The sequence below is a fragment of the uncultured Sphingomonas sp. genome (genome assembly GCF_946477935.1).
GTDB lineage: Bacteria > Pseudomonadota > Alphaproteobacteria > Sphingomonadales > Sphingomonadaceae > Sphingomonas.
In genome coordinates this window covers 1-17,947 of the sequence record NZ_CAMLAC010000061.1, presented here as the reverse complement: position 1 = coordinate 17,947, position 17,947 = coordinate 1, and the positions used below count along the sequence as shown (strand labels likewise).

The 17,947-nt window shown below is 68.5% G+C and carries 16 protein-coding genes; 13 read left to right on the top strand and 3 right to left on the bottom strand.

The genetic code is table 11. From position 1 onward, the window contains the following. Together Q0U08_RS08755 and Q0U08_RS08750 are read left to right on the top strand one after the other, a co-directional pair. The coding region (locus Q0U08_RS08755) for a hypothetical protein (protein ID WP_298090995.1) at positions 1-1,433 on the top strand (1,433 nt) is incomplete at its 5' end. A 109-nt stretch (positions 1,434-1,542) separates the two neighbouring features. Next, on the top strand, positions 1,543-4,266 hold the full coding sequence (locus tag Q0U08_RS08750; protein WP_298090994.1) for a TonB-dependent receptor: 2,724 nt from the start codon (positions 1,543-1,545) through the stop codon (positions 4,264-4,266). On the opposite strand, the gene Q0U08_RS08745 is transcribed toward Q0U08_RS08750, so the two are convergent. Genes Q0U08_RS08745 through Q0U08_RS08735 form a run of 3 tightly spaced genes read right to left on the bottom strand, consistent with a single transcriptional unit; the run spans position 4,218 to position 5,919 of the window. Beyond that, on the bottom strand, positions 4,218-5,021 hold the full coding sequence (locus Q0U08_RS08745; protein WP_298090993.1) for a hydrolase 1, exosortase A system-associated: 804 nt from the start codon (positions 5,019-5,021) through the stop codon (positions 4,218-4,220). The two genes, Q0U08_RS08750 and Q0U08_RS08745, sit on opposite strands and share 49 nt — an antisense overlap. Beyond that, entirely contained in the window at positions 5,009-5,650 is a 642-nt protein-coding gene (locus tag Q0U08_RS08740) for a hypothetical protein (protein WP_298090992.1), read from the bottom strand. Before Q0U08_RS08740 ends, Q0U08_RS08745 begins: the two co-directional genes overlap by 13 nt. Beyond that, the gene (locus Q0U08_RS08735) at positions 5,647-5,919 is read right to left on the bottom strand and encodes an acyl carrier protein (protein WP_298090991.1); all 273 of its coding nucleotides are present in this window, start codon (positions 5,917-5,919) and stop codon (positions 5,647-5,649) included. Before Q0U08_RS08735 ends, Q0U08_RS08740 begins: the two co-directional genes overlap by 4 nt. A gap of 84 nt (positions 5,920-6,003) precedes the next feature. Here Q0U08_RS08735 and Q0U08_RS08730 point away from each other — a divergent pair, with 84 nt between their 5' ends. From Q0U08_RS08730 to Q0U08_RS08680, 11 genes are all read left to right on the top strand, one after another. Next, a complete protein-coding gene (locus Q0U08_RS08730; protein ID WP_298090990.1) occupies positions 6,004-7,485 on the top strand; it encodes an AMP-binding protein in 1,482 nt (493 codons plus the stop codon). Next, positions 7,482-8,693 (top strand): pyridoxal-dependent decarboxylase, exosortase A system-associated, encoded by a 1,212-nt coding sequence (locus tag Q0U08_RS08725; protein ID WP_298090989.1) that lies wholly within the window; start codon positions 7,482-7,484, stop codon positions 8,691-8,693. Before Q0U08_RS08730 ends, Q0U08_RS08725 begins: the two co-directional genes overlap by 4 nt. A gap of 117 nt (positions 8,694-8,810) precedes the next feature. Then, positions 8,811-9,455 (top strand): XrtA/PEP-CTERM system exopolysaccharide export protein, encoded by a 645-nt coding sequence (locus Q0U08_RS08720; RefSeq protein ID WP_298090988.1) that lies wholly within the window; start codon positions 8,811-8,813, stop codon positions 9,453-9,455. A gap of 10 nt (positions 9,456-9,465) precedes the next feature. Continuing rightward, positions 9,466-10,977 (top strand): XrtA system polysaccharide chain length determinant, encoded by a 1,512-nt coding sequence (locus tag Q0U08_RS08715; protein WP_298090987.1) that lies wholly within the window; start codon positions 9,466-9,468, stop codon positions 10,975-10,977. A gap of 8 nt (positions 10,978-10,985) precedes the next feature. Further along, positions 10,986-11,996 carry a chromosome partitioning protein gene (locus tag Q0U08_RS08710; RefSeq protein WP_298090986.1) on the top strand — a complete coding sequence of 337 codons (1,011 nt, stop codon included), beginning with the start codon at positions 10,986-10,988 and terminating at the stop codon, positions 11,994-11,996. Continuing rightward, a complete protein-coding gene (locus tag Q0U08_RS08705) occupies positions 11,993-13,651 on the top strand; it encodes a hypothetical protein (protein ID WP_298090985.1) in 1,659 nt (552 codons plus the stop codon). The genes Q0U08_RS08710 and Q0U08_RS08705 overlap by 4 nt, the downstream gene beginning before the upstream one ends. Positions 13,652-13,670: 19 nt before the next feature. Further along, positions 13,671-14,750 carry an AAA family ATPase gene (locus tag Q0U08_RS08700; RefSeq protein WP_298090984.1) on the top strand — a complete coding sequence of 360 codons (1,080 nt, stop codon included), beginning with the start codon at positions 13,671-13,673 and terminating at the stop codon, positions 14,748-14,750. After that, entirely contained in the window at positions 14,740-15,591 is an 852-nt protein-coding gene (locus Q0U08_RS08695; protein ID WP_298090983.1) for an XrtA system polysaccharide deacetylase, read from the top strand. The genes Q0U08_RS08700 and Q0U08_RS08695 overlap by 11 nt, the downstream gene beginning before the upstream one ends. Then, entirely contained in the window at positions 15,588-16,610 is a 1,023-nt protein-coding gene (locus tag Q0U08_RS08690) for a FemAB family XrtA/PEP-CTERM system-associated protein (protein WP_298090982.1), read from the top strand. The genes Q0U08_RS08695 and Q0U08_RS08690 overlap by 4 nt, the downstream gene beginning before the upstream one ends. Before the next feature lie 4 nt (positions 16,611-16,614). Continuing rightward, entirely contained in the window at positions 16,615-17,778 is a 1,164-nt protein-coding gene (locus Q0U08_RS08685) for a TIGR03087 family PEP-CTERM/XrtA system glycosyltransferase (RefSeq protein ID WP_298090980.1), read from the top strand. Next, positions 17,775-17,947, top strand: a 173-nt coding sequence (locus Q0U08_RS08680; RefSeq protein ID WP_298090996.1) for an archaeosortase/exosortase family protein, incomplete at its 3' end; no start/stop codon positions are given. The genes Q0U08_RS08685 and Q0U08_RS08680, both read left to right, overlap by 4 nt.

Sequence of the window (17,947 nt, the reverse complement as noted above, 5' to 3'; positions counted from 1 at the left end):
CCCCGACCGCGCCTGGCACGCCCGCCGCATCCTGCCCCACCGGCACGTCGGATGCCGGCATCGTCGGCAGCTATCGCGGCTGCCGCCTGCCGAGCCGGATCGAGGGTTCGCTGTCGCTGCAGAAGGTTGCCGGCGTCGCCTATGAGATCAACGGTCGCGTCGATGTCGGCGTCGATATCGGCGGTGCGGGCAATGCGCCGGGCGGTGCGTCGGCCACGCTGACGATCGCGCCGGGCGTGCTGGTCTATGCCAACACCACCAATGGCGACAACGACTTCCTGGTCGTCAACCGCGGCTCGCGCCTGAATGCCGAGGGCACCGAGACGCAGCCGATCATCTTCACCGCGCAGCAGAACCTGACCGGCGGCGTCACCGACGAAAGCCAGGGCTTGTGGGGCGGCATCATCATGGCCGGCCGTGCGCCAATCTCGAATTGCAACGCCACCGTCGCCGGCGGTTCGGTGAACTGCGAGAACGTCGTGGAGGGCACCTCCACCGCGCTGTACGGTGGCGCGACGCCCACCGACAATTCGGGTACGGTGCGCTATGTCCAGATCCGCTATTCGGGCACGATCATCAGCCCGAACAACGAGCTGCAGGGGCTGACGCTGGGCGGCACCGGCTCTGGCACGACGATCGACCACGTTCAGGTCCACAACTCCTCGGATGACGGCATCGAGGTGTTCGGTGGCCGCACCAACATGCGCTACCTGGTGATGACCGGCACCGACGACGACGCGGTGGATACCGATGTGGGTTGGCAGGGCTTCATCCAGTTCGTGCTGGCGATCCAGAAGCCGGTGAACACGCAGACCGACAATTACGCGACCGAGATCGACTCGAACAACAACGAGGACGCGCTGCCGCGTCAGCGTTACACGCTGTCGAACTTCACCTTCGTCCAGACCTCGACCGCGACCAACGCCGCGATCCGCCTGCGCGGCGGTGCCGATGCGCGCTTCGTCAACGGCATCGTCGTCGGCCCGAATGCGTGCCTCAACATCGTCGCCGGTGCGGATGCACAGGGCAAGACGACCATCCGTCCGGCCAACACGGCGCTGGAGGACAATGGCCCGCCCGTGTTCAACTCGGTGCTGTTCGGGTGCGCGAATCCTTACGCGGAAACCACGCAGAACAACGTCACCGTCACCACGGCGGAGATGGCGGCGATCTTCAACGCGGCGGGCGGCAACAATGTCGAGCGCGGCACCGGCCTGCTGACCAACGGCTTCTACCCCGCCGGTCAGGCCGCGACCGCGACCGCGTTCAACGCATCGACGCTGAACCCGGCGGGCACGTCGTTCCTGGTCCAGACCAGCTATGTCGGCGCGGTCAGCGGCCCGAACGACACCTGGTTCCGTGGTTGGACGTGCAATTCGAACCGCGCCAATTTCGGCACGACCTCGGGCGCCTGCACCAGCCTGCCGAGCTAAGCGGCGCGACCATGCATGCGGGCGGCAGGGGCCGCCCGCGGACCATTATCTCCAGGCTCGGGGCGGCGGGGGCTGCCCCCGAGCCGCTATTGCAAGGCTCGGGGCCATCATGACGTCATCCTACCTTTCCATCCTGCTGGCGAGCACCATCATGCTTCCGGCCGCCGCCGTCGCGCAGACCGGCACAGCGGCGCCGGCCGGTGGCGGGGCCCCGGCCGGCCAGGTGGTGTCGCCGCAAGCCGGCACGCCGACACAGCAGGATCCGCAAGCCGCCGCCGAGCAGCAGCAGGAACAGGTCGACGTCTCGACCCCCGGTGGCTCGGGTACGTCGGATGAGATCGTCGTGGTCGGCCGCAACATCCCTAATGTCGTGCGCGCGACGCCGGAGGTGCTGAACGTCCTGTCCACCGCCGACATCCAGCGAACGGGCGAGGGCGACATCGCCGGCGCGCTGAGCCGCGTGACCGGCCTGTCGGTGGTCGGCAACGGCTTCGTCTATGTGCGCGGGCTTGGCGATCGCTACTCGTCGTCGCTGCTCAACGGATCGCCGCTGCCCAGCCCCGAGCCGCTGCGCCGCGTGGTGCCGCTCGACATCTTCCCGACCAACGTCATCGCCTCGGCGCTGGTGCAGAAAAGCTATTCGGTGAACTATCCGGCCGAGTTCGGTGGCGGCGTCATCAACCTGACCACCAAGGCGGTGCCGGACAAGACCTTCTTCCAGATCGGCGGATCGCTGGGCGCGGATACGGTGACGACCAGCGAGCTGGGCTATACCTATGCCGGCGGTGACGCGGACTGGACCGGGTTCGACGATGGCACGCGTACCACGCCGGGCTTCATCAAGCGCGCCGGCATCGCTGGCACCTCGCCCGGATCGTCCGAGATCATCGGGCTGAACAATGCCCAGACGACGCTGCTTCAGCAGAACAACCAGTTGCCCGCCAACTTCTCGTACGAAGCCAGCTTCGGCAGTTCGACCGATATCGGCAATGTCCGGCTGGGCGTGATCGCGGCGGCCGGCCTGTCGAACACCTGGCGGACGCGCGATTCGCGCCAGCAGCTTTCCGACGATATCGACGGTGGCCTGCTGCGCGACTTCCGCACTGTGCTGACCGATCACCGTGCGATCGTGAACGGCATGCTGGGCATGGGGGCCGAGTTCGGCGACCACAAGATCCGGCTGACCAACCTCTATATTCACGACACGCTGAAGCAGGGGCGCCTGTCGCGGGGCACGACCGCCAATATCGGCACGCTGCCCGGTGGGATCGATCCATTCATCAACCAGAATACGAGCTGGTTCGAGCGCGAGCTGCGCGACACGCAGCTGGTGGGCGAGTTCAAGTTCAACGATATCTCGTTCGATGCCCGCGGCGCCTATGCCAAGACCAAGCGCAACAGCCCTTACGAGCGCGGCTTTACCTATCAATATAACGAGGCGATCGGCGACTATACGAACAACCTGAGCGGGTTGCAGTCGGCCGCTATCGCGTTCAGCGAACTGGACGAGCGTTTGTGGTCGGGGCAGGCGAACCTGACCTGGAACGTGCCGTTCGACCGGCCCTTCGCGGTCTCGGTCGGCTATGCCTATAACGACACCGCGCGCTCCTCCAGCCGGTACACCTTCCAGTATTCGGGACCGAATAACGGGCCGGTGCCCGATGCGATCGCGCAGTTGCGGCCCGATTACCTGCTGTCCGACTTCACCATCCAGAATGCGGGCATCTATCTGCGCAACACCTCGACCGGGCAGGGCGCTGCTGCGTACGACGCGAGCCTGCGCGTTCACGGCGCCTATGCGCAGGTGGAGGGCGAGATCACCGACGGGCTGCGTGCCACGGTCGGTGTTCGCTACGAGAATGGCGACGAGCGGGTGATGCCCTCGGGGAATGCCGCGCCGACCCAGATCAAGAACGATTATTGGCTGCCTGCCGTCACCGTCACCTGGAACTTCGCCGAGGACATGCAGCTTCGCGGACACATGTCCAAGACGCTGGCCCGACCGCAGTTCCGCGAACTGGCGCCGCAGCTTTACCAGGATTTCGAGAGCGATCGCCTGTTCTTCGGCAACGCGTTCCTGAAGGACTCGCAGCTTTATAACGGCGAGTTGCGCTACGAATGGTATTTCGCGCGCGACCAGCGGTTCAGCGCCTCGGGCTTCTACAAGCGGATCGACGATCCGATCGAGGCGGTGGCGTTCTTCCCCGGCGGCGCGGACGTGCTGCAGACCGGCTTCGCCAATGCGCCGCGCGCCAAGCTGTACGGCGGCGAGGTCGAGTTGCAGAAGTACATCCCGCTCGACGGGCTGGACATCGGCTTCCTGGCGACGCGGCGCCTGGTGGCGATCGCCAACTATACCTTTACCAAGTCGTCGATCGACGCGACGGACCAGTTGATCGCCAGCCCGCTCCAGACCGGCGTCAATCCCGTGCTTCGACCGGCCAATATCCTGTTCCAGGACGGCGCCTCGCTGGTCGGCCAGTCGGATCATCTGGTGAACCTGCAACTGGGCCTTGAGGACAAGGAGAGCCTGTCGCAGCTGACGGTGCTGTTCAACTATGCCAGCAACCGCGTGACCAATCGCGGGCCGGTATCGGGCGGCGGCGGTCTGCGCCTGCCGGACTTGATCGAGCGTCCGGGCATCCGCCTCGACGTGGTCGCGCGGCAGGGTGTCGATCTGCTGGGCGGTCAGTTCGAGGTAAAGTTCGAGGCGCGCAACCTGACGGGTACGGGCTACCGCGAGTTCCAGACCTTCGACAATGGGGCGCAGGTCGATATCAACCGTTACCGGCTGGGTCGCATCTTCACGCTGGGCGTCAGCACGACCTTCTGATTCAGCGCCGCCAGGATCGCCGCGTCCACGGCTTGCGCGTGGCCGGCGAAACTGTGTGAGGCGGTGGCCACGCAGCGAGTGGTGAAGCGGCGGTGGCGCGCCGCGGCCTGGAAGGCGATTGCCGTGGCGTCGCCTTCGGCAAGAAGGATGGAGGCGTTCTCGTCCCACCCGGCGATGGCATCGAGCACGGTGTCCGACAAAGGCGGGGTGGGGGAGTGCCACAGCTTGACCAACCCGGCGCGCAGCCGGGTGAGGTCGATGCCGCCGCGTGCCAATCGCCACCATGCACCGGGTGAGGCAAGGCGCTGCGCGTAATGTTTGCGGATCGCGGCGGCGGGGGGGAGCGCGTCACCGTCCTGCCCCAGCCACGGATTTGCCAGTATGATGCGGTCGATCCCGGCGGCACGCCCGTATAGCGCGAGGGTGGTGGCGGCGTCGCAATTGCCGAAGGCGATCAACCGGGTGAGGTGCGGGGCCTCGGCACGGAATGTTGCGGCGGCAGCGGCGAGATCGGGTGCGGCGGAGCGCCATCCGCCGTTCGTGCCTTCCGAATCGCCGACGCCGCGGCGGTCGTAGCGGAAGACCGGGTGCCCCTGCGCGGCGAGCCGGGTCGCGAGCATCGCCATGCCGCGGTGCGCACCCATGCGGGGTTCGTTGCCGCCGGAGACGATCAGGATGCCGGTGGTGCCCGTCGCCGCGTCCAGCGTGCCGAGCAGGGTCTCCCCCCGGCACGCAAAGGCAATCAGGCGGCGCATCGCTCGACCCATGTCGCGATATCGTCGGCCAGCGTTGCGGCCAGTTTCAGATCGGTATCCGGTTCCGCGCGGTGCCAGGGCGGGGCGCCGGCCAGCTTCCTGTCTGCGGGGCGAGGGTCGGTATCCAGACGCACGACGCGGGTTGGTATGTCGGTCGCGACGGGGTCGGCGCCGGACAGGGCGGCGTGCAGTTCGGGCGCGACCTGGTTTCCTGCCACCATGTCACCGGCGGACAATCGCCGCCATGCCCGCAGCAGATCGTCGCCCCCCTGCGGCGCCAGCAGCCAACGCGCGGCAACAGGTGCGTCGGCATCGAGCAGCGCGCCGCTGCGGATCGCGAATGTGACGGCGGGGCGACCGAAAGTGCGAACCGCGGCGGCGAGCGCGGTGCGGAGGTCGGCAAGGCGCACTGCGTCAGTCGGCAGCGCGCTTTCGCCGGTGCCCGGCAGATCGGGAAGGGCGCCGGCGATGCCGCGTTGGCCCAAGTCGCGCAAGGTGGCGATCACGAGGCCGCGGGTGCGGTTCGCTTCCTCGAGCAGCGGGAGGATGGCGGTGACTACCACACCGGTCGGGGGGCCGAAGCGGAGCATCGCCTCGGTCCCACCCGACCAGGTGTAGCGCTCGATCAAACGAGCGCCTTGCCCGCAGCGAAGGCGACGAGGCTGCCGAAGCTTTCCAGCATCTCGCCGTCCACCTCGTCATCCTCGATCAGCACGCCCAGCCGATCCTCAAGCTCGGTCAGCACGCCGGCGACGGCCATCGAGTCGAGTTCGGGCAGGGCACCGAACAGGGGCGTGTCGGCAGTGAAACCGGCGACACGGTCCGGGCTTAGTCCCAGCACGTCGGCCAGCACGGCGCGGACGGTGTCTTCGATTTCGTGGCGGCCTTCGGGGATCACGGATGGTGGCCTCTTTATGGTTCAGCCAGCCCGTTAATGCGCGGGGGTGAATTCGGCAACGGCTTGGCGCATAGCGGCTGTGCCATGATCGTACCGGATGCCACCCCCCGACCCATCGACCATGTCCTAGCCGGCGCCCCCGATGCCCCCGCGCTGATCGAGCGGGCGGGCGTGCTGGACTATGCCATGCTGGAGGATGCCGTCGCGCGCTGCGCGGGCTGGCTGGCAGCACAGGGCTTTGCCCCGGGCGACCGGGTGGCGAGTTGGCTGCCCAAGACCCGCATGGCGTGCCTCCTGCCGCTGGCGGTGCCGCGCGCCGGGCTGGTGCACGTACCGATCAATCCGGCGCTTCGCCGCGCGCAGGTGGAGCATATCCTGACCGACAGCGGCGCACGCCTGCTGGTAACGCAGACCGCACGGATCACGGGGTTGGACGGGATCGCAACGCCGATCGTCGCGGAGGATGCGCTGGACGGGCCGGCGCTTGGCCGATCCGATGCGGATCCGGGTGCGCTGGCGGCCATTCTTTATACGAGCGGGTCGACGGGGCGTCCGAAGGGGGTGATGCTGAGCCATGCCAATCTATGGCTGGGGGCGGTGTCTGTTGCGCAGTATCTGAAGCTGACGCCTGCCGACCGGGTGTTGGGCGTGTTGCCGCTGAGTTTCGATTATGGGCAGAACCAGTTGCTGTCGAGCTGGATGGCGGGTGCGAGCGTGGCGCCGCTGGATTATCTGACGGCGCGCGATGTGGTGAAGGCGGTGACGCGGGTGGCGGCGACGACGCTCGCCGGGGTGCCGCCGCTCTGGGTGCAGTTGCTGGAGGCGGAGTGGCCGGCGGAGACCGCGGCGATGCTGCGGCGGCTGACCAATTCGGGGGGCGCGCTGACCCCGCGGTTGGTGCGCGATCTGCGGGCGCGCTTTCCGGCCGCCGATCTGTACGCGATGTACGGGCTGACCGAGGCGTTCCGCTCCACCTATCTGGATCCCGAGCTGATCGATGCGCATCCGGACGCGATCGGGCAGGCGATTCCGTTTGCGGAGGTGATGGCGGTGCGGGGAGACGGGACGCGGGCCGGGGCAGGGGAGCCGGGCGAACTGGTCCATGCCGGGCCACTGGTGGCGCAAGGCTATTGGCAGGATGCCGAGCGTACCGCGCAACGCTTTCGCCCAGCACCGGAATTTGCCGCCTCGGGGGGCATGGCGGTGTGGTCGGGAGATACGGTGGTCGAAGGCGAGGACGGACTGTTCCGCTTTGTCGGGCGGGATGACGAGATGATCAAGTCGGCGGGCAACCGGATCAGCCCGCAGGAGATCGAGGAGGCAGTGTTGGCCGGAGGAGAAGCGCGGGAAGCGGTGGCGATGGGCATTGCCGATGCGCGGCTGGGACAGGCGATCCATGTCGTGCTGGCCGGCGATCCGGCGCGGGAAGAGCTGCTGCGCGCGCGACTGAAGCGCGACCTGCCGAGCTTCATGCAGCCGCGCAGCTATGACTGGCGGGACGCGCTGCCGCGCAACGCCAATGGCAAGCTGGACCGTGCGGGACTGCGCCAGGAGATGCAGGCATGAAGCCGATGGGACCGATCCCGGCGGAGTTCGCCGGGCAGCGGGGCGCGCTGACGATCGGCGGGCGCGCGGCGGCGGACTGGATCGAGGGGGATGCGCCGGTGTTCGTCTATGATCCCGCGATCGTGGCGGCGCGGGTGGCGCGGTTCCGGGCGTGCTTTGCCGGGATCGACCTGCATTATGCGATCAAGGCCAATCCGTTTCCGCCGCTGCTGGCCGCGATGGCGGCGCTGGTCGACGGGTTCGATGTGGCCTCCGCCGGAGAACTGGCCAAGGTTGCAGGGCTTGGCCTGCCGGTGAGCTTCGCCGGGCCGGGCAAGCGGGACGGCGAGCTGGAGGCGGCGATCGCGGCCGGGATCACGCTGAACGTGGAGTCGGAAGGGGAGGCGGAGCGCGCGCTTGCCATGGCCGAGCGTCTCGGCCCGACGCCGAGACTGGCGGTGCGGGTCAACCCGGATGTCGAATTGCGCGGATCGGGGATGCGGATGGGCGGGCGGCCGTCGCCGTTCGGGATCGATGCGGTGCGGGTGCCGGCGCTGGTGCGGCGGCTGGTGGAAGCGGGCGCCGACTGGCGCGGTTTCCATATCTATGCCGGCAGCCAGGCGCTGGATGCGCAGGCGATCATCGACACGCACGGCGCGACGCTGGATCTGGCGGCGCGGCTGGCGGACGAGGCGGGCCATGCGCCGCCGCTGGTCAATCTGGGGGGCGGGTTCGGCGTACCCTATTTCGCGGGCGACCGGGCGCTGGATGTGGAAGCGGTGGGCGCGGCGCTGGCCGATTCCCTGTCCGCGCGCGCCGCGGTGCTGGCGCAAAGCCGGTTCGCGATCGAACTGGGCCGCTGGCTGGTCGCGGAGGCGGGTGTGTATCTGGCGCGGGTGATCGATCGCAAAGAAAGCGGGGGCGAGACCTTCCTGATCCTGTCGGGCGGGTTGAACCACCAGCTTGCTGCCAGCGGCAATTTCGGCACGGTGGTGCGGCGCAACTATCCGCTGGCGGTGGCGCATGCGATGGGCGCAGCACCGGATGAAACGGTGTCGGTGGTCGGGCCGCTCTGTACGCCGCTGGACCGGCTGGGCGACCGGGTGGCGTTGCCGGCGGCGCGGGCAGGCGACGTGATCGCGATCTTCCTGGCGGGCGCCTATGGTGCCAGCGCGAGCCCGGCGGCGTTTCTGGGGCACCCGGCGGCGGCGGAGCGGCTGGCATCGTGACGGTGCCGGCTTTTACGACTTTCGCGCCGCCTCTAACCCAATGTTCACCTCTGTTACCCCATAGCGGAGGGTGAAGACGACGGCGCCGGACATGGCGTCCTGAGGAGTGATGCCCCGATGACCGGCCCATTTGCCCGTTCCTGTCTGCTCGCCGGCATCGCTGCCACCGTGCTGACGGGGTGCGCCACCACCACGACGCCGGCCGCGCAATTGCCCGCCGCGTCCTATGTGGCGAGCAAGGAGCAGCCGGGCGAGGAATATGTCATCGGGCCGCTGGACCAGTTGAACATCTTCGTGTGGCGCAACCCCGAACTGACCGCCAAGGTGCAGGTGCGCCCCGATGGCCGGATCACGACGCCGCTGGTCAACGACATGCCCGCGGTCGGCAAGACGCCGGCCATGCTGGCCGACGACATGACCAAGGCGCTGTCCGAATATATCTCGAAGCCGATCGTGTCGGTGATCGTGGAGAATTTTTCCGGCACGTTCAGCCAGCAGGTGCGCATCGTCGGCGCCACCGAAAAACCGGCATCGCTGCCCTACCGCGCCAACATGACGCTGCTGGATGCGATGATCGCGGTCGGCGGGCTCAGCCAATATGCGGCGGGCAACAAGGCCAAGCTGGTCCGGTACGACCGCGCGACGGGCAAGCAGAAGGAATATGCGCTGAAGATCGCCGATCTGCTGAAGCGCGGCAATTCCTCCGCCAATGTCCGGCTGGAGCCGGGCGACGTGATCATCATCCCCGAGTCGATGTTCTGAGGATGCGCGCATGAACGGCATCCTGGATGAAGTGAGGCTGGCGCTGCACGCGGTGTGGACGCGGCGCTGGGTGGCGCTGGCTGTCGCCTGGGGCGTGTGCGTGCTCGGCTGGCTGTTCGTGGCGCAGATACCGAGTCGGTATGAATCGCGCGCGCGCGTGCTGGTCGACATGCAGTCGATCCTGCCCGCCGATCTGAACGGGGCGCCACAGGCGGCGCAGCAGACGGTGGATCAGGTGCGCCAGACGCTGATCTCGGCGGTCAACCTGCAGAAAGTGGTGCGCGGCACCGATCTGGCGAACACCGTGGCGAACGACCGCGATGTGGCCGACCGGGTGTCGTCGCTGGCGCAGTCGATCAAGATCGACAGCCAGCAGGACAATCTGTTCCAGATCACGACGACGATGAGCAGCCCCAAGCTGGCACGCGAGGTGACGCAGAAGCTGATCGACATCTTCGTGGAAACCAATCTGGCGGGGGATCGCAGCGCGACGAGCCAGAGTCTGGCGTTTCTGGACAAGCAATTGGCGCAGCGCCAGCGGCAACTGGCGGATGCCGAGGCCAAGCGCGCCGATTTCCAGAACCGCTATCTGGGTGGTTTGCCGGGTACCGGATCGGTGAGCGACCGGATCGGTGCGTCGCGTGCGCAGATGGCGCAGGTCGACGGCGATCTGGCGGCGGCACAATCCGGGCTGGCGGCGGTACAGGGGCAGATGGCCTCCACCGCGCAGACCGTGGCGGGGCCGGGGGGCACCACCGGCGGCCCGGCACGCGCGCGGCTGGCGGCGATCCAGGGGCAATTGGCCGATGCGCGGGCGCGCGGCTATACCGAGAATCATCCGGACGTCGTGGCGCTGAAGAGCCAGTTGACCGCTGCGACCGCGGCGGCGCGCGCCGAGCCGGTGGGAACGGCGGGCGGTGCCACGCCCAATCCGCTTTATCTGTCGCTGCAATCCATGGCGGCGGACAAGCAGGCGCAGGTCGCGGCCCTCAGGATGCGAAAGGCGCAGTTGCAGGGCGATCTGGACCAGTTGAACGCCAAGCTGGCGGGTGATCCGGAAGTTGCGGCCGAACAGGGCCAGATCGAGCGCGATTATCAGGTGCTGCAGGACCAGTATAACCAGTTGCTGCGCCAGCGCGAGCAGATCGCGCTGCGTGGGCAGGCGCAGACGCAGACCGACAGCGTGCGCTTCAGCCTGATCGATCCGCCCACCCTGGCGTCCAAGCCGGTGGCCCCGAACCGTATGTTGTTGCTGAGCGGTGTTTTCGTGGCCGGGCTGGGCGCAGGGGTCGCCGCGGCGTTCGCGCTGGCGAAGCTGAGGGGGACATTCACCACGGTCGGCGCGCTGGAGCGGGCGACCGGAATGCCCGTCATCGGTGCGATCGGCGAGGTGGTGACGCGCGCCCAGGCCGAGGCGCGGGCAAAGCGGCTGAAACTGTTCCTCGGCGGGACGGCGGCGCTGGGGGTGGCCTATGTGCTGCTGCTGGGCGTTGAGGTATTGCAGCGCGGAATGGCGGCGTGAGGACCCAGATGAGCAACCCCAGACCGCGCCGATCATCCTCGCTGCTGGAGCGGGCGGCCGAGGTGTATGACTTCTCGGCGCACGTTCGTGCAGGCTCGCCGTTGGCTGCGCCCCCCGCGCCGGAACCGGTGGCACCTCCCGTACCGGCGCCGGTGGCTCCCGTCGCGATGCCGGAACCACCGGTCGAGGACGGGCCGGTACTGCTCAACATCCCCGAGGAGTTCCGGGCGAGCGCCGCCGACAGCGCCTTTCTGGCGAGCGAATATGCGCCGGTGTTCAGCGATGTCGCAACGATCGACCGGGCGATGCTGGCGGAAAACGGCATGATCGTACCCGGCGCGCCGGTGGGGCCGCTGGCGGAGGAGTTCCGGCTGGTGAAGCGGCAATTGTTCGTGACGCGCGAACGGTTGCTGGCAGCGGGCGAGACCGACAAGGCGCGCAGCGTGCTGGTCTGTTCATCGCGGCCGCGCGACGGCAAGACTTTCTGTGCGATCAACCTGGCGCTGTCGGTCGCCGCGGAGCGCGATACGGAGGTGTTGCTGGTCGATGCCGACTTCGCCAAGCCCGACGTGCTGGCGCGGCTGGGGCTGCCCGAGGGACCGGGGCTGCTCGACGCATTGGACGATGCGCGGATCGACGTGGAAAGCCTGGTGGTGCGCACGGACGTGCCGCATCTGTCGGTGCTGTCGGCGGGCACCAAGACGGCCAGCGATACCGAACTCCTGGGTTCGGCACGGACGCGCGCGGTGCTGGGCCGGCTGCTGGAGGCCAATCCCCGGCGCCTGATCATCTTCGATTCGCCGCCCGCGCTGGCGGCCTCGCCCGCCTCGGTACTGGCGATGCTGGTGGGGCAGGTGATGCTGATCGTGCGGGCGGACCGGACGCCGGAGACGGAGCTGGCGGCGGCGGTGAACCTGCTGGATGGGTGCGAGCACATCCAGCTCGTCCTGAACTCGGTGGCGTTCGTGTCCGGCAGCCAGCGCTTCGGCAGCTATTACGGACAGGAGGGCGCACGGTGAGAGCTGTCACGGCCCTTGCCGGCATCGTGCTGGCGGTGCCAGCAGCCGCGCAGACGGGGGGCGGCATCGGTGCCGCATCGGTGCCGTCGCAGGCACAGATTTCAGACGGAACGCCGGCATCGTCGCGCACCGTGGTGCAGCCCTATATCGAACTGGGCCAGGTGCTGGCCGCCGACCTGCGTTCGGGCGATGTGCTGACCTATACTACCCTTGCCGCCGGGGTGGATGCATCGATCGCCACCGCGCGCGCGCAGGGGCAGGCCAGCTATCGCTACGAACGGCGGATCGGCTGGGGCAGCGATCTGGCGGACAGCGACGTGCATGCCGGGCTGGCGCGCGGGATCGTCTCGCTGACGCGCGGGCTGAGCCTGGAGGGCGGCGCGCTGGCGACGCGGGTGCGATCCGATATTCGCGGCGACGCACCGGGCGTGCTGGTCGGCAATGTCGGCAATACCAGTCAGCTTTATTCGGCCTATGTCGGCCCCAGCTATACCGGGCAGCTCGGCGTGGCGACGGTGAACGCCAATTACCGGCTGGGCTATACCAAGGTGGAGGTGCCGTCGATCGGGGGCATTTCCCCGACGCTGCCGCGGCTGGACTATTTTGACGATAGCTGGAACCACATCGCGACGGCCAGCCTGGGCGTAGCGCCCGGGGTCGTGGCGACGCCGGGCTTCACGGTCAGCGGTGCCTATGAGCGTGAAACGGCGGGGCAATTGGCCGGGCGGTACGAGGGCTGGTACGGACGCGGCGACGTGCTCTGGCCGATCTCTCCTTATGTCGCGCTGGTCGGCGGCGTGGGGTATGAGCGGATCGAGACGAGCCAGCGCGATGCGCTGCGTGACGCGGGTGGCGCGCCGGTGCTGGACGGGGATGGCCGCTTCGTCACCGACCCCGGCTCCCCGCGGCGTATCGCCTACCGCACCGACGGCGTCTATTATGACGCGGGCGTGATGTGGCGCCCCAATCGCCGCACCGCGCTGGAGGCGCGGGTGGGCGAGCGGTTCGGGTCGATCAGCTATACGGGCTCGCTTCGTTATCAGGCGTCGCGCAGCATGGGCGTGGCGGTGGTCGTGTATGACGGGGTACAGACCTTCGGGCGGCAGCTTCGCACCGGGCTGGCCAGCCTGCCGACCAACTTCATCGGCGCGCGCGACGTGTTCGGGCAGGGCGTCAATGGCTGCGTCTTCTCGAACAGCGGGACGACGCCGGGCGGGTGCCTGAACGACGTGTTCCAGTCGGTACAGACCGCCAGCTACCGCGCGCGCGGCGTGGACGGGATCGTCACGGTACAGCGGGGACTGGCGTCCTGGGGGGCGGGCGCGGGCTATGCCAACCGGCGGCTGTTCGCGCCGAGCGTGCCGGCGGGCGTGGTGTTGTACGGGCTGGAGGATGAAAGCTGGTACGGGCAACTCTTCTACGCGCGCCAGTTGAACGCGGTGTCGGGTGTGGACCTGAACGCCTTCGTCAATCATTACAGCAGCGAGCTTGCGGGGGCGGACGATGTCGTCTCTGTGGGGGCGACCGCCAGCTATTACCGCAATTTCGGACGGCTGGGCACGACGGCCAGCGTCGGGCTGTACCACTTTCAGGTGGGCGACCTCGACAGCGCCTTGTCGGCACAGGCGCTTATCGCCGCCCGATATTATTTTTGACCGGCCGGAAAGGCAGACGATGTACGACACGCATTACGGGCTGACCGGACGGCCGTTCCAACTGACCCCCGACGCGCGCTTCTGGTACGAGACGGCGACGCATCGCAAGGCGATGTCCTATCTGGGTTACGGGCTGGCGCAGGGCGAGGGCTTTATCGTCATCACCGGCGATATCGGCGCGGGCAAGACGACTTTGGTTGGCCATCTGCTGGAGACGATCGATCCGCGGCGGCTGCACGCCGTGACGATCGTGTCGACCGCGATCGACGCCCGCGACCTGCTGCGCACGATCGCGACGCAACTGGAGGTGGATCCGGCCGGGCTGGAGAAGGCGCAGTTGCTGACCGCGATCGAGCGGGGGCTGCACGCGGTGGCGCGCACTGGGCGGCGCACGCTGCTGATCGTGGACGAGGCGCAAGGGCTGCCGGTGGATGCGCTGGAGGAACTGCGCATGCTGTCCAACTTCCAGGCGGGCGGGCATGCGCTGCTCCAGATCGTGCTGCTCGGCCAGCCCGAGTTTCGCGAACGGCTGCACGGGTCGGAACGGCTGGAGCAACTGCGCCAGCGGATCATCGCGATCCATCACCTCGACCCGATGGAGGAGCATGAGGTCGCCGACTATATCGCGCATCGCCTGTCGATCGTGGGGTGGCAGGGACGGCCGGACTTCGCCGACGACGCGTTCGCCGCGCTGTTCCGCGTGTCGGGCGGCGTGCCGCGGCGGCTGAACCTGCTGGCCGGTCGAGTGATGCTGCAGGCGGCGGTGCTGGACCTGACGCTGATCGATGCCGCCGTGGTGGAGGCGGTGGCCGAGGACATGGCCGCCGACCTGCCGATGCCGACCGAGGTTGCGGCGCCGCTGGCCGACCCGGTTCGGGTCGTGGTCGAGGAAGCACCCGCGATCGTGGCACCGCCGCCTGTTACGGTAGCCGACGAAGGATTACGCGCCAGGGTGGCGGCGCTGGAAACGCGGGTCGAGCAGCAGGAGGCGGCGCTGCGCCGGATCCTGACGCTGCTGGTCGACTGGGTGGAATCCGATCGCGAACAGCCCGACCTGTCGCCCCTGCACCGGCCGAGCGCGTGGGACCATGCCGCCTAAGCCGCTGAACGGCATGTCGGTTGACGTGGAAGAATGGTTCCAGGTCGGCGCGTTCGAGCGGGTGATCGACAAGGCGGACTGGGATCGGCTGGATGCCCGGGTGGAGGCCAATACGGGTGCGGTGCTGGACCTGTTCGCCGAGACGGGAACGCGCGCGACCTTTTTCACGCTGGGATGGGTGGCGCATCGCCACCCCCGGCTGATCCGTCGCATCGTCGATGCCGGGCACGAAATGGCGAGCCATGGCTGGGATCATGCCCGCGTCTTCACCATGGATGCGAACGCGTTCCGCGCGGACCTGGCGCGTGCGCGGGCCGCGCTCGAGGATGCGTCGGGACAGGCGGTGACGGGGTATCGCGCACCGAGCTTCTCGATCGATGCGCGCACGCCCTGGGCGCACCCGGTGCTGGCGGAGGCCGGCTATGCCTATTCCTCCAGCGTGGCGCCGCTGGCACATGACCATTATGGCTGGCGCGAGGCACCACGCTACGCGCATCGTCCGCTGGCGGACAGCGCGCTGATCGAGGTGCCGGTGACGGTGGCCGAGATCGCCGGGCGACGCTGGGCGACGGGGGGTGGCTTCTTCCGCCTGTTGCCCGGGCAGTTGATGGACTTCGCGGTGCGGCAAGTAAACGCCGATGCGCATGGTGCGGTGTTCTACTTTCACCCCTGGGAGATCGATCCCGGCCAGCCGCGCGTGGCGAACGCGCCGCTGAAATCGCGGGTGCGGCATTACTCCCGCCTGGGCGCGATGGCGGGCAAGCTGCGCCGGCTGGCGACGCGTCACAACTGGGGCCGGATGGACGCGGTGGTGGCGCAGGAGGCACGGGCGCTGTCATGACCCAAATCCGCGTGGCGGACCTGCGCACGCCCGGAGAGGCGGCGCGGATCGATGCGTTCGTTCGCGAGACGCCGGGTGCCACGCCCTTTCACCTGACCGGATGGTCGCGTGCGGTGGAGCGGGGGACGGGGCAGAAGGCGCGCTATCTGGTGGCGGAACGGGGCGGCATGCCAGTGGGTGTGCTGCCGTTGACGGCGATGCGATCACCCCTGTTCGGTGCGGCGTTGGTGTCTGCCGGCTTTGGCGTGGATGGCGGCGTGCTGGGCGAGGGATGCGACGCGCTGGCGGCAGCAGCATGGGATATGGCGCGTGCCGCCGGCATCGGTAGCGTCGAGTTGCGCGGCGGGCCGGTGCCCGACGGCTGGTTGGTGAACGAGAGCAGCTATCTGGGCTTCGTGCGGCCGCTGGCAGCGGATGACGAGGCGGAGTTGAAGGCGGTGCCGCGCAAGCAGCGCGCCGAACTGCGCAAGGCGCTGGCACTGGACCTGGGCGTCGAGACCGGGAGCGGTGCGCGCGACCGGGCGGCGCATGCGCGCGTTTACGGCGAGTCGGTCCGCAATCTTGGGACGCCGGTGTTTCCGCGCGCCTTGTTCGCGGCCGTGCTGGAGGAATTGGATGCCGATATCCTGACGGTGCGGCATGAAGGGCGCGCCGTGGCGAGCGTGCTGAACCTGTATTTCGGCGGCACCGTCTATCCCTATTGGGGTGGGGGGACGCGAGAAGCGCGTGGGCTTCGTGCCAATGACGCGATGTATTTCGCATTGATGCGCCATGCGCGGGAGCGGGGATGCACGCGGTTCGATTTCGGCCGGTCGAAGACGGGCACGGGCGCGGCGGCGTTCAAGAAGAATTGGGGGTTCGACCCGCAACCGCTGCGCTACGCCAGTCGGCATGAGGGGGGCGTGCGCGAGGTGAACCCGCTGAACCCGAAATACGCGCTGATGGTTGCGACGTGGAAGCGGCTGCCGCTCTGGCTGGCCAATCGCGCGGGTCCGTTGATCTCGCGGGGGCTGGGCTGAGGCGGTGAAGGACCTGCTGTTCCTGGCGCACCGGGCGCCATTTCCGCCCGACCGCGGGGACAAGATTCGCAGCTTCCACATCCTGTCGCATCTGGCGACGCGGGCGCGGGTGCATCTGTGCGCCTTTGCCGACGATCCCGCCGACCGCGTGGTGCTGCCCGACCTGGCAAAGCGGCTGGCGAGTTGCCGCATCGTGCCGCGCACCAAGTCGACGCCGCGCGCAGGGCTGGAGGCGCTGGCGAGCGGGCGGCCCCTGTCGCTGACCGCCTTTGCCGATCGGCGGATGACGGAGGTGGTGGCCGACGTGATGCACGCCCATCCGATCGCCGCCACCTATGTGTTCTCGGGTCAGATGGCGCCCTATGCACCGCAAGGCGTGCCGGTGACGATGGACATGGTGGATGTCGATTCCGCCAAGTTCGCGCAACTGGCGGAGGATGTGCGCGGCCCGATGGCTTGGGTCTATGCGCGGGAGGCGCGACTGCTCGGCGCGTTCGAGCGGTCCGTGGCGGCACATGCTTCGGCGACGCTGTTCGTCAGCGAGGCGGAGGCAGCGCTGTTCCGCGCCGGTGGCGGCGACGGGCGGATCGTGGCGGTCGAGAACGGCATCGATGCCGCGGCCTATGACCCGGCACTCTGCCGGCCGGTCGCCACGGCTGCGGAGACGATCCTGTTCACCGGTCAGATGGATTATCGCCCCAATGTCGAGGCGGTGACGTGGTTTGCCGACCATGTCCTGCCGATCGTGCGGCGTAGCCGGCCGGCGGCGCAGTTTGTGATTGTGGGGCGGGCGCCGGTGGCGGCGGTAACGCGTCTGGGTGCGCGCGACGGTGTGGTGGTGACCGGTACGGTGCCGGATGTGCGGGGCTGGCTGGCGGCGGCGCGGGTGTGCGTGGCGCCGCTCAGGCTGGCGCGCGGTATCCAGAACAAGGTGCTGGAGGCGATGGCGATGGCGCGGCCGGTGGTGGCGACGCCGGCGGCGGCCGAGGGGATCGACCATGGTGGCACGATCGCGGTGGCGGATGCGCCCGAGGCATTCGCCGCCGCAGTGATCGCGGCGCTGGACGGGCCGACCGATCGACCCGAAGCGCGTGCGCAGGTTCTGGCACGCTATGACTGGGACGCGCGGCTGGCGCCGCTCGGGGCGTTGCTCGGGCTGAACGAATGAGCCGCCGGCGGGAGCATCTGTCGGTGCTGGCGGTGGTGTGGCTGGCGCTACTGGGACTGTTCTGGCGCGATGTGGTGCAACTGGTCGATCTTTGGTGGACGAACACGACCTATGGGCACTGCCTGTTCATCCTGCCGGTGGTGGGGTGGCTGGTGTGGCAGCGGCGGGC

Bases quoted from the DNA above. Each gene is read 5' to 3' on its own strand.
- Q0U08_RS08750 (WP_298090994.1), top strand. From the start codon at position 1,543: ATGACGTCATCCTACCTTTCCATCCTGCTGGCGAGCACCATCATGCTT.
- Q0U08_RS08745 (WP_298090993.1), bottom strand. From the start codon at position 5,021: ATGCGCCGCCTGATTGCCTTTGCGTGCCGGGGGGAGACCCTGCTCGGC.
- Q0U08_RS08730 (WP_298090990.1), top strand. From the start codon at position 6,004: ATGATCGTACCGGATGCCACCCCCCGACCCATCGACCATGTCCTAGCC.
- Q0U08_RS08725 (WP_298090989.1), top strand. From the start codon at position 7,482: ATGAAGCCGATGGGACCGATCCCGGCGGAGTTCGCCGGGCAGCGGGGC.
- Q0U08_RS08720 (WP_298090988.1), top strand. From the start codon at position 8,811: ATGACCGGCCCATTTGCCCGTTCCTGTCTGCTCGCCGGCATCGCTGCC.
- Q0U08_RS08715 (WP_298090987.1), top strand. From the start codon at position 9,466: ATGAACGGCATCCTGGATGAAGTGAGGCTGGCGCTGCACGCGGTGTGG.
- Q0U08_RS08710 (WP_298090986.1), top strand. From the start codon at position 10,986: ATGAGCAACCCCAGACCGCGCCGATCATCCTCGCTGCTGGAGCGGGCG.
- Q0U08_RS08700 (WP_298090984.1), top strand. From the start codon at position 13,671: ATGTACGACACGCATTACGGGCTGACCGGACGGCCGTTCCAACTGACC.
- Q0U08_RS08695 (WP_298090983.1), top strand. From the start codon at position 14,740: ATGCCGCCTAAGCCGCTGAACGGCATGTCGGTTGACGTGGAAGAATGG.
- Q0U08_RS08690 (WP_298090982.1), top strand. From the start codon at position 15,588: ATGACCCAAATCCGCGTGGCGGACCTGCGCACGCCCGGAGAGGCGGCG.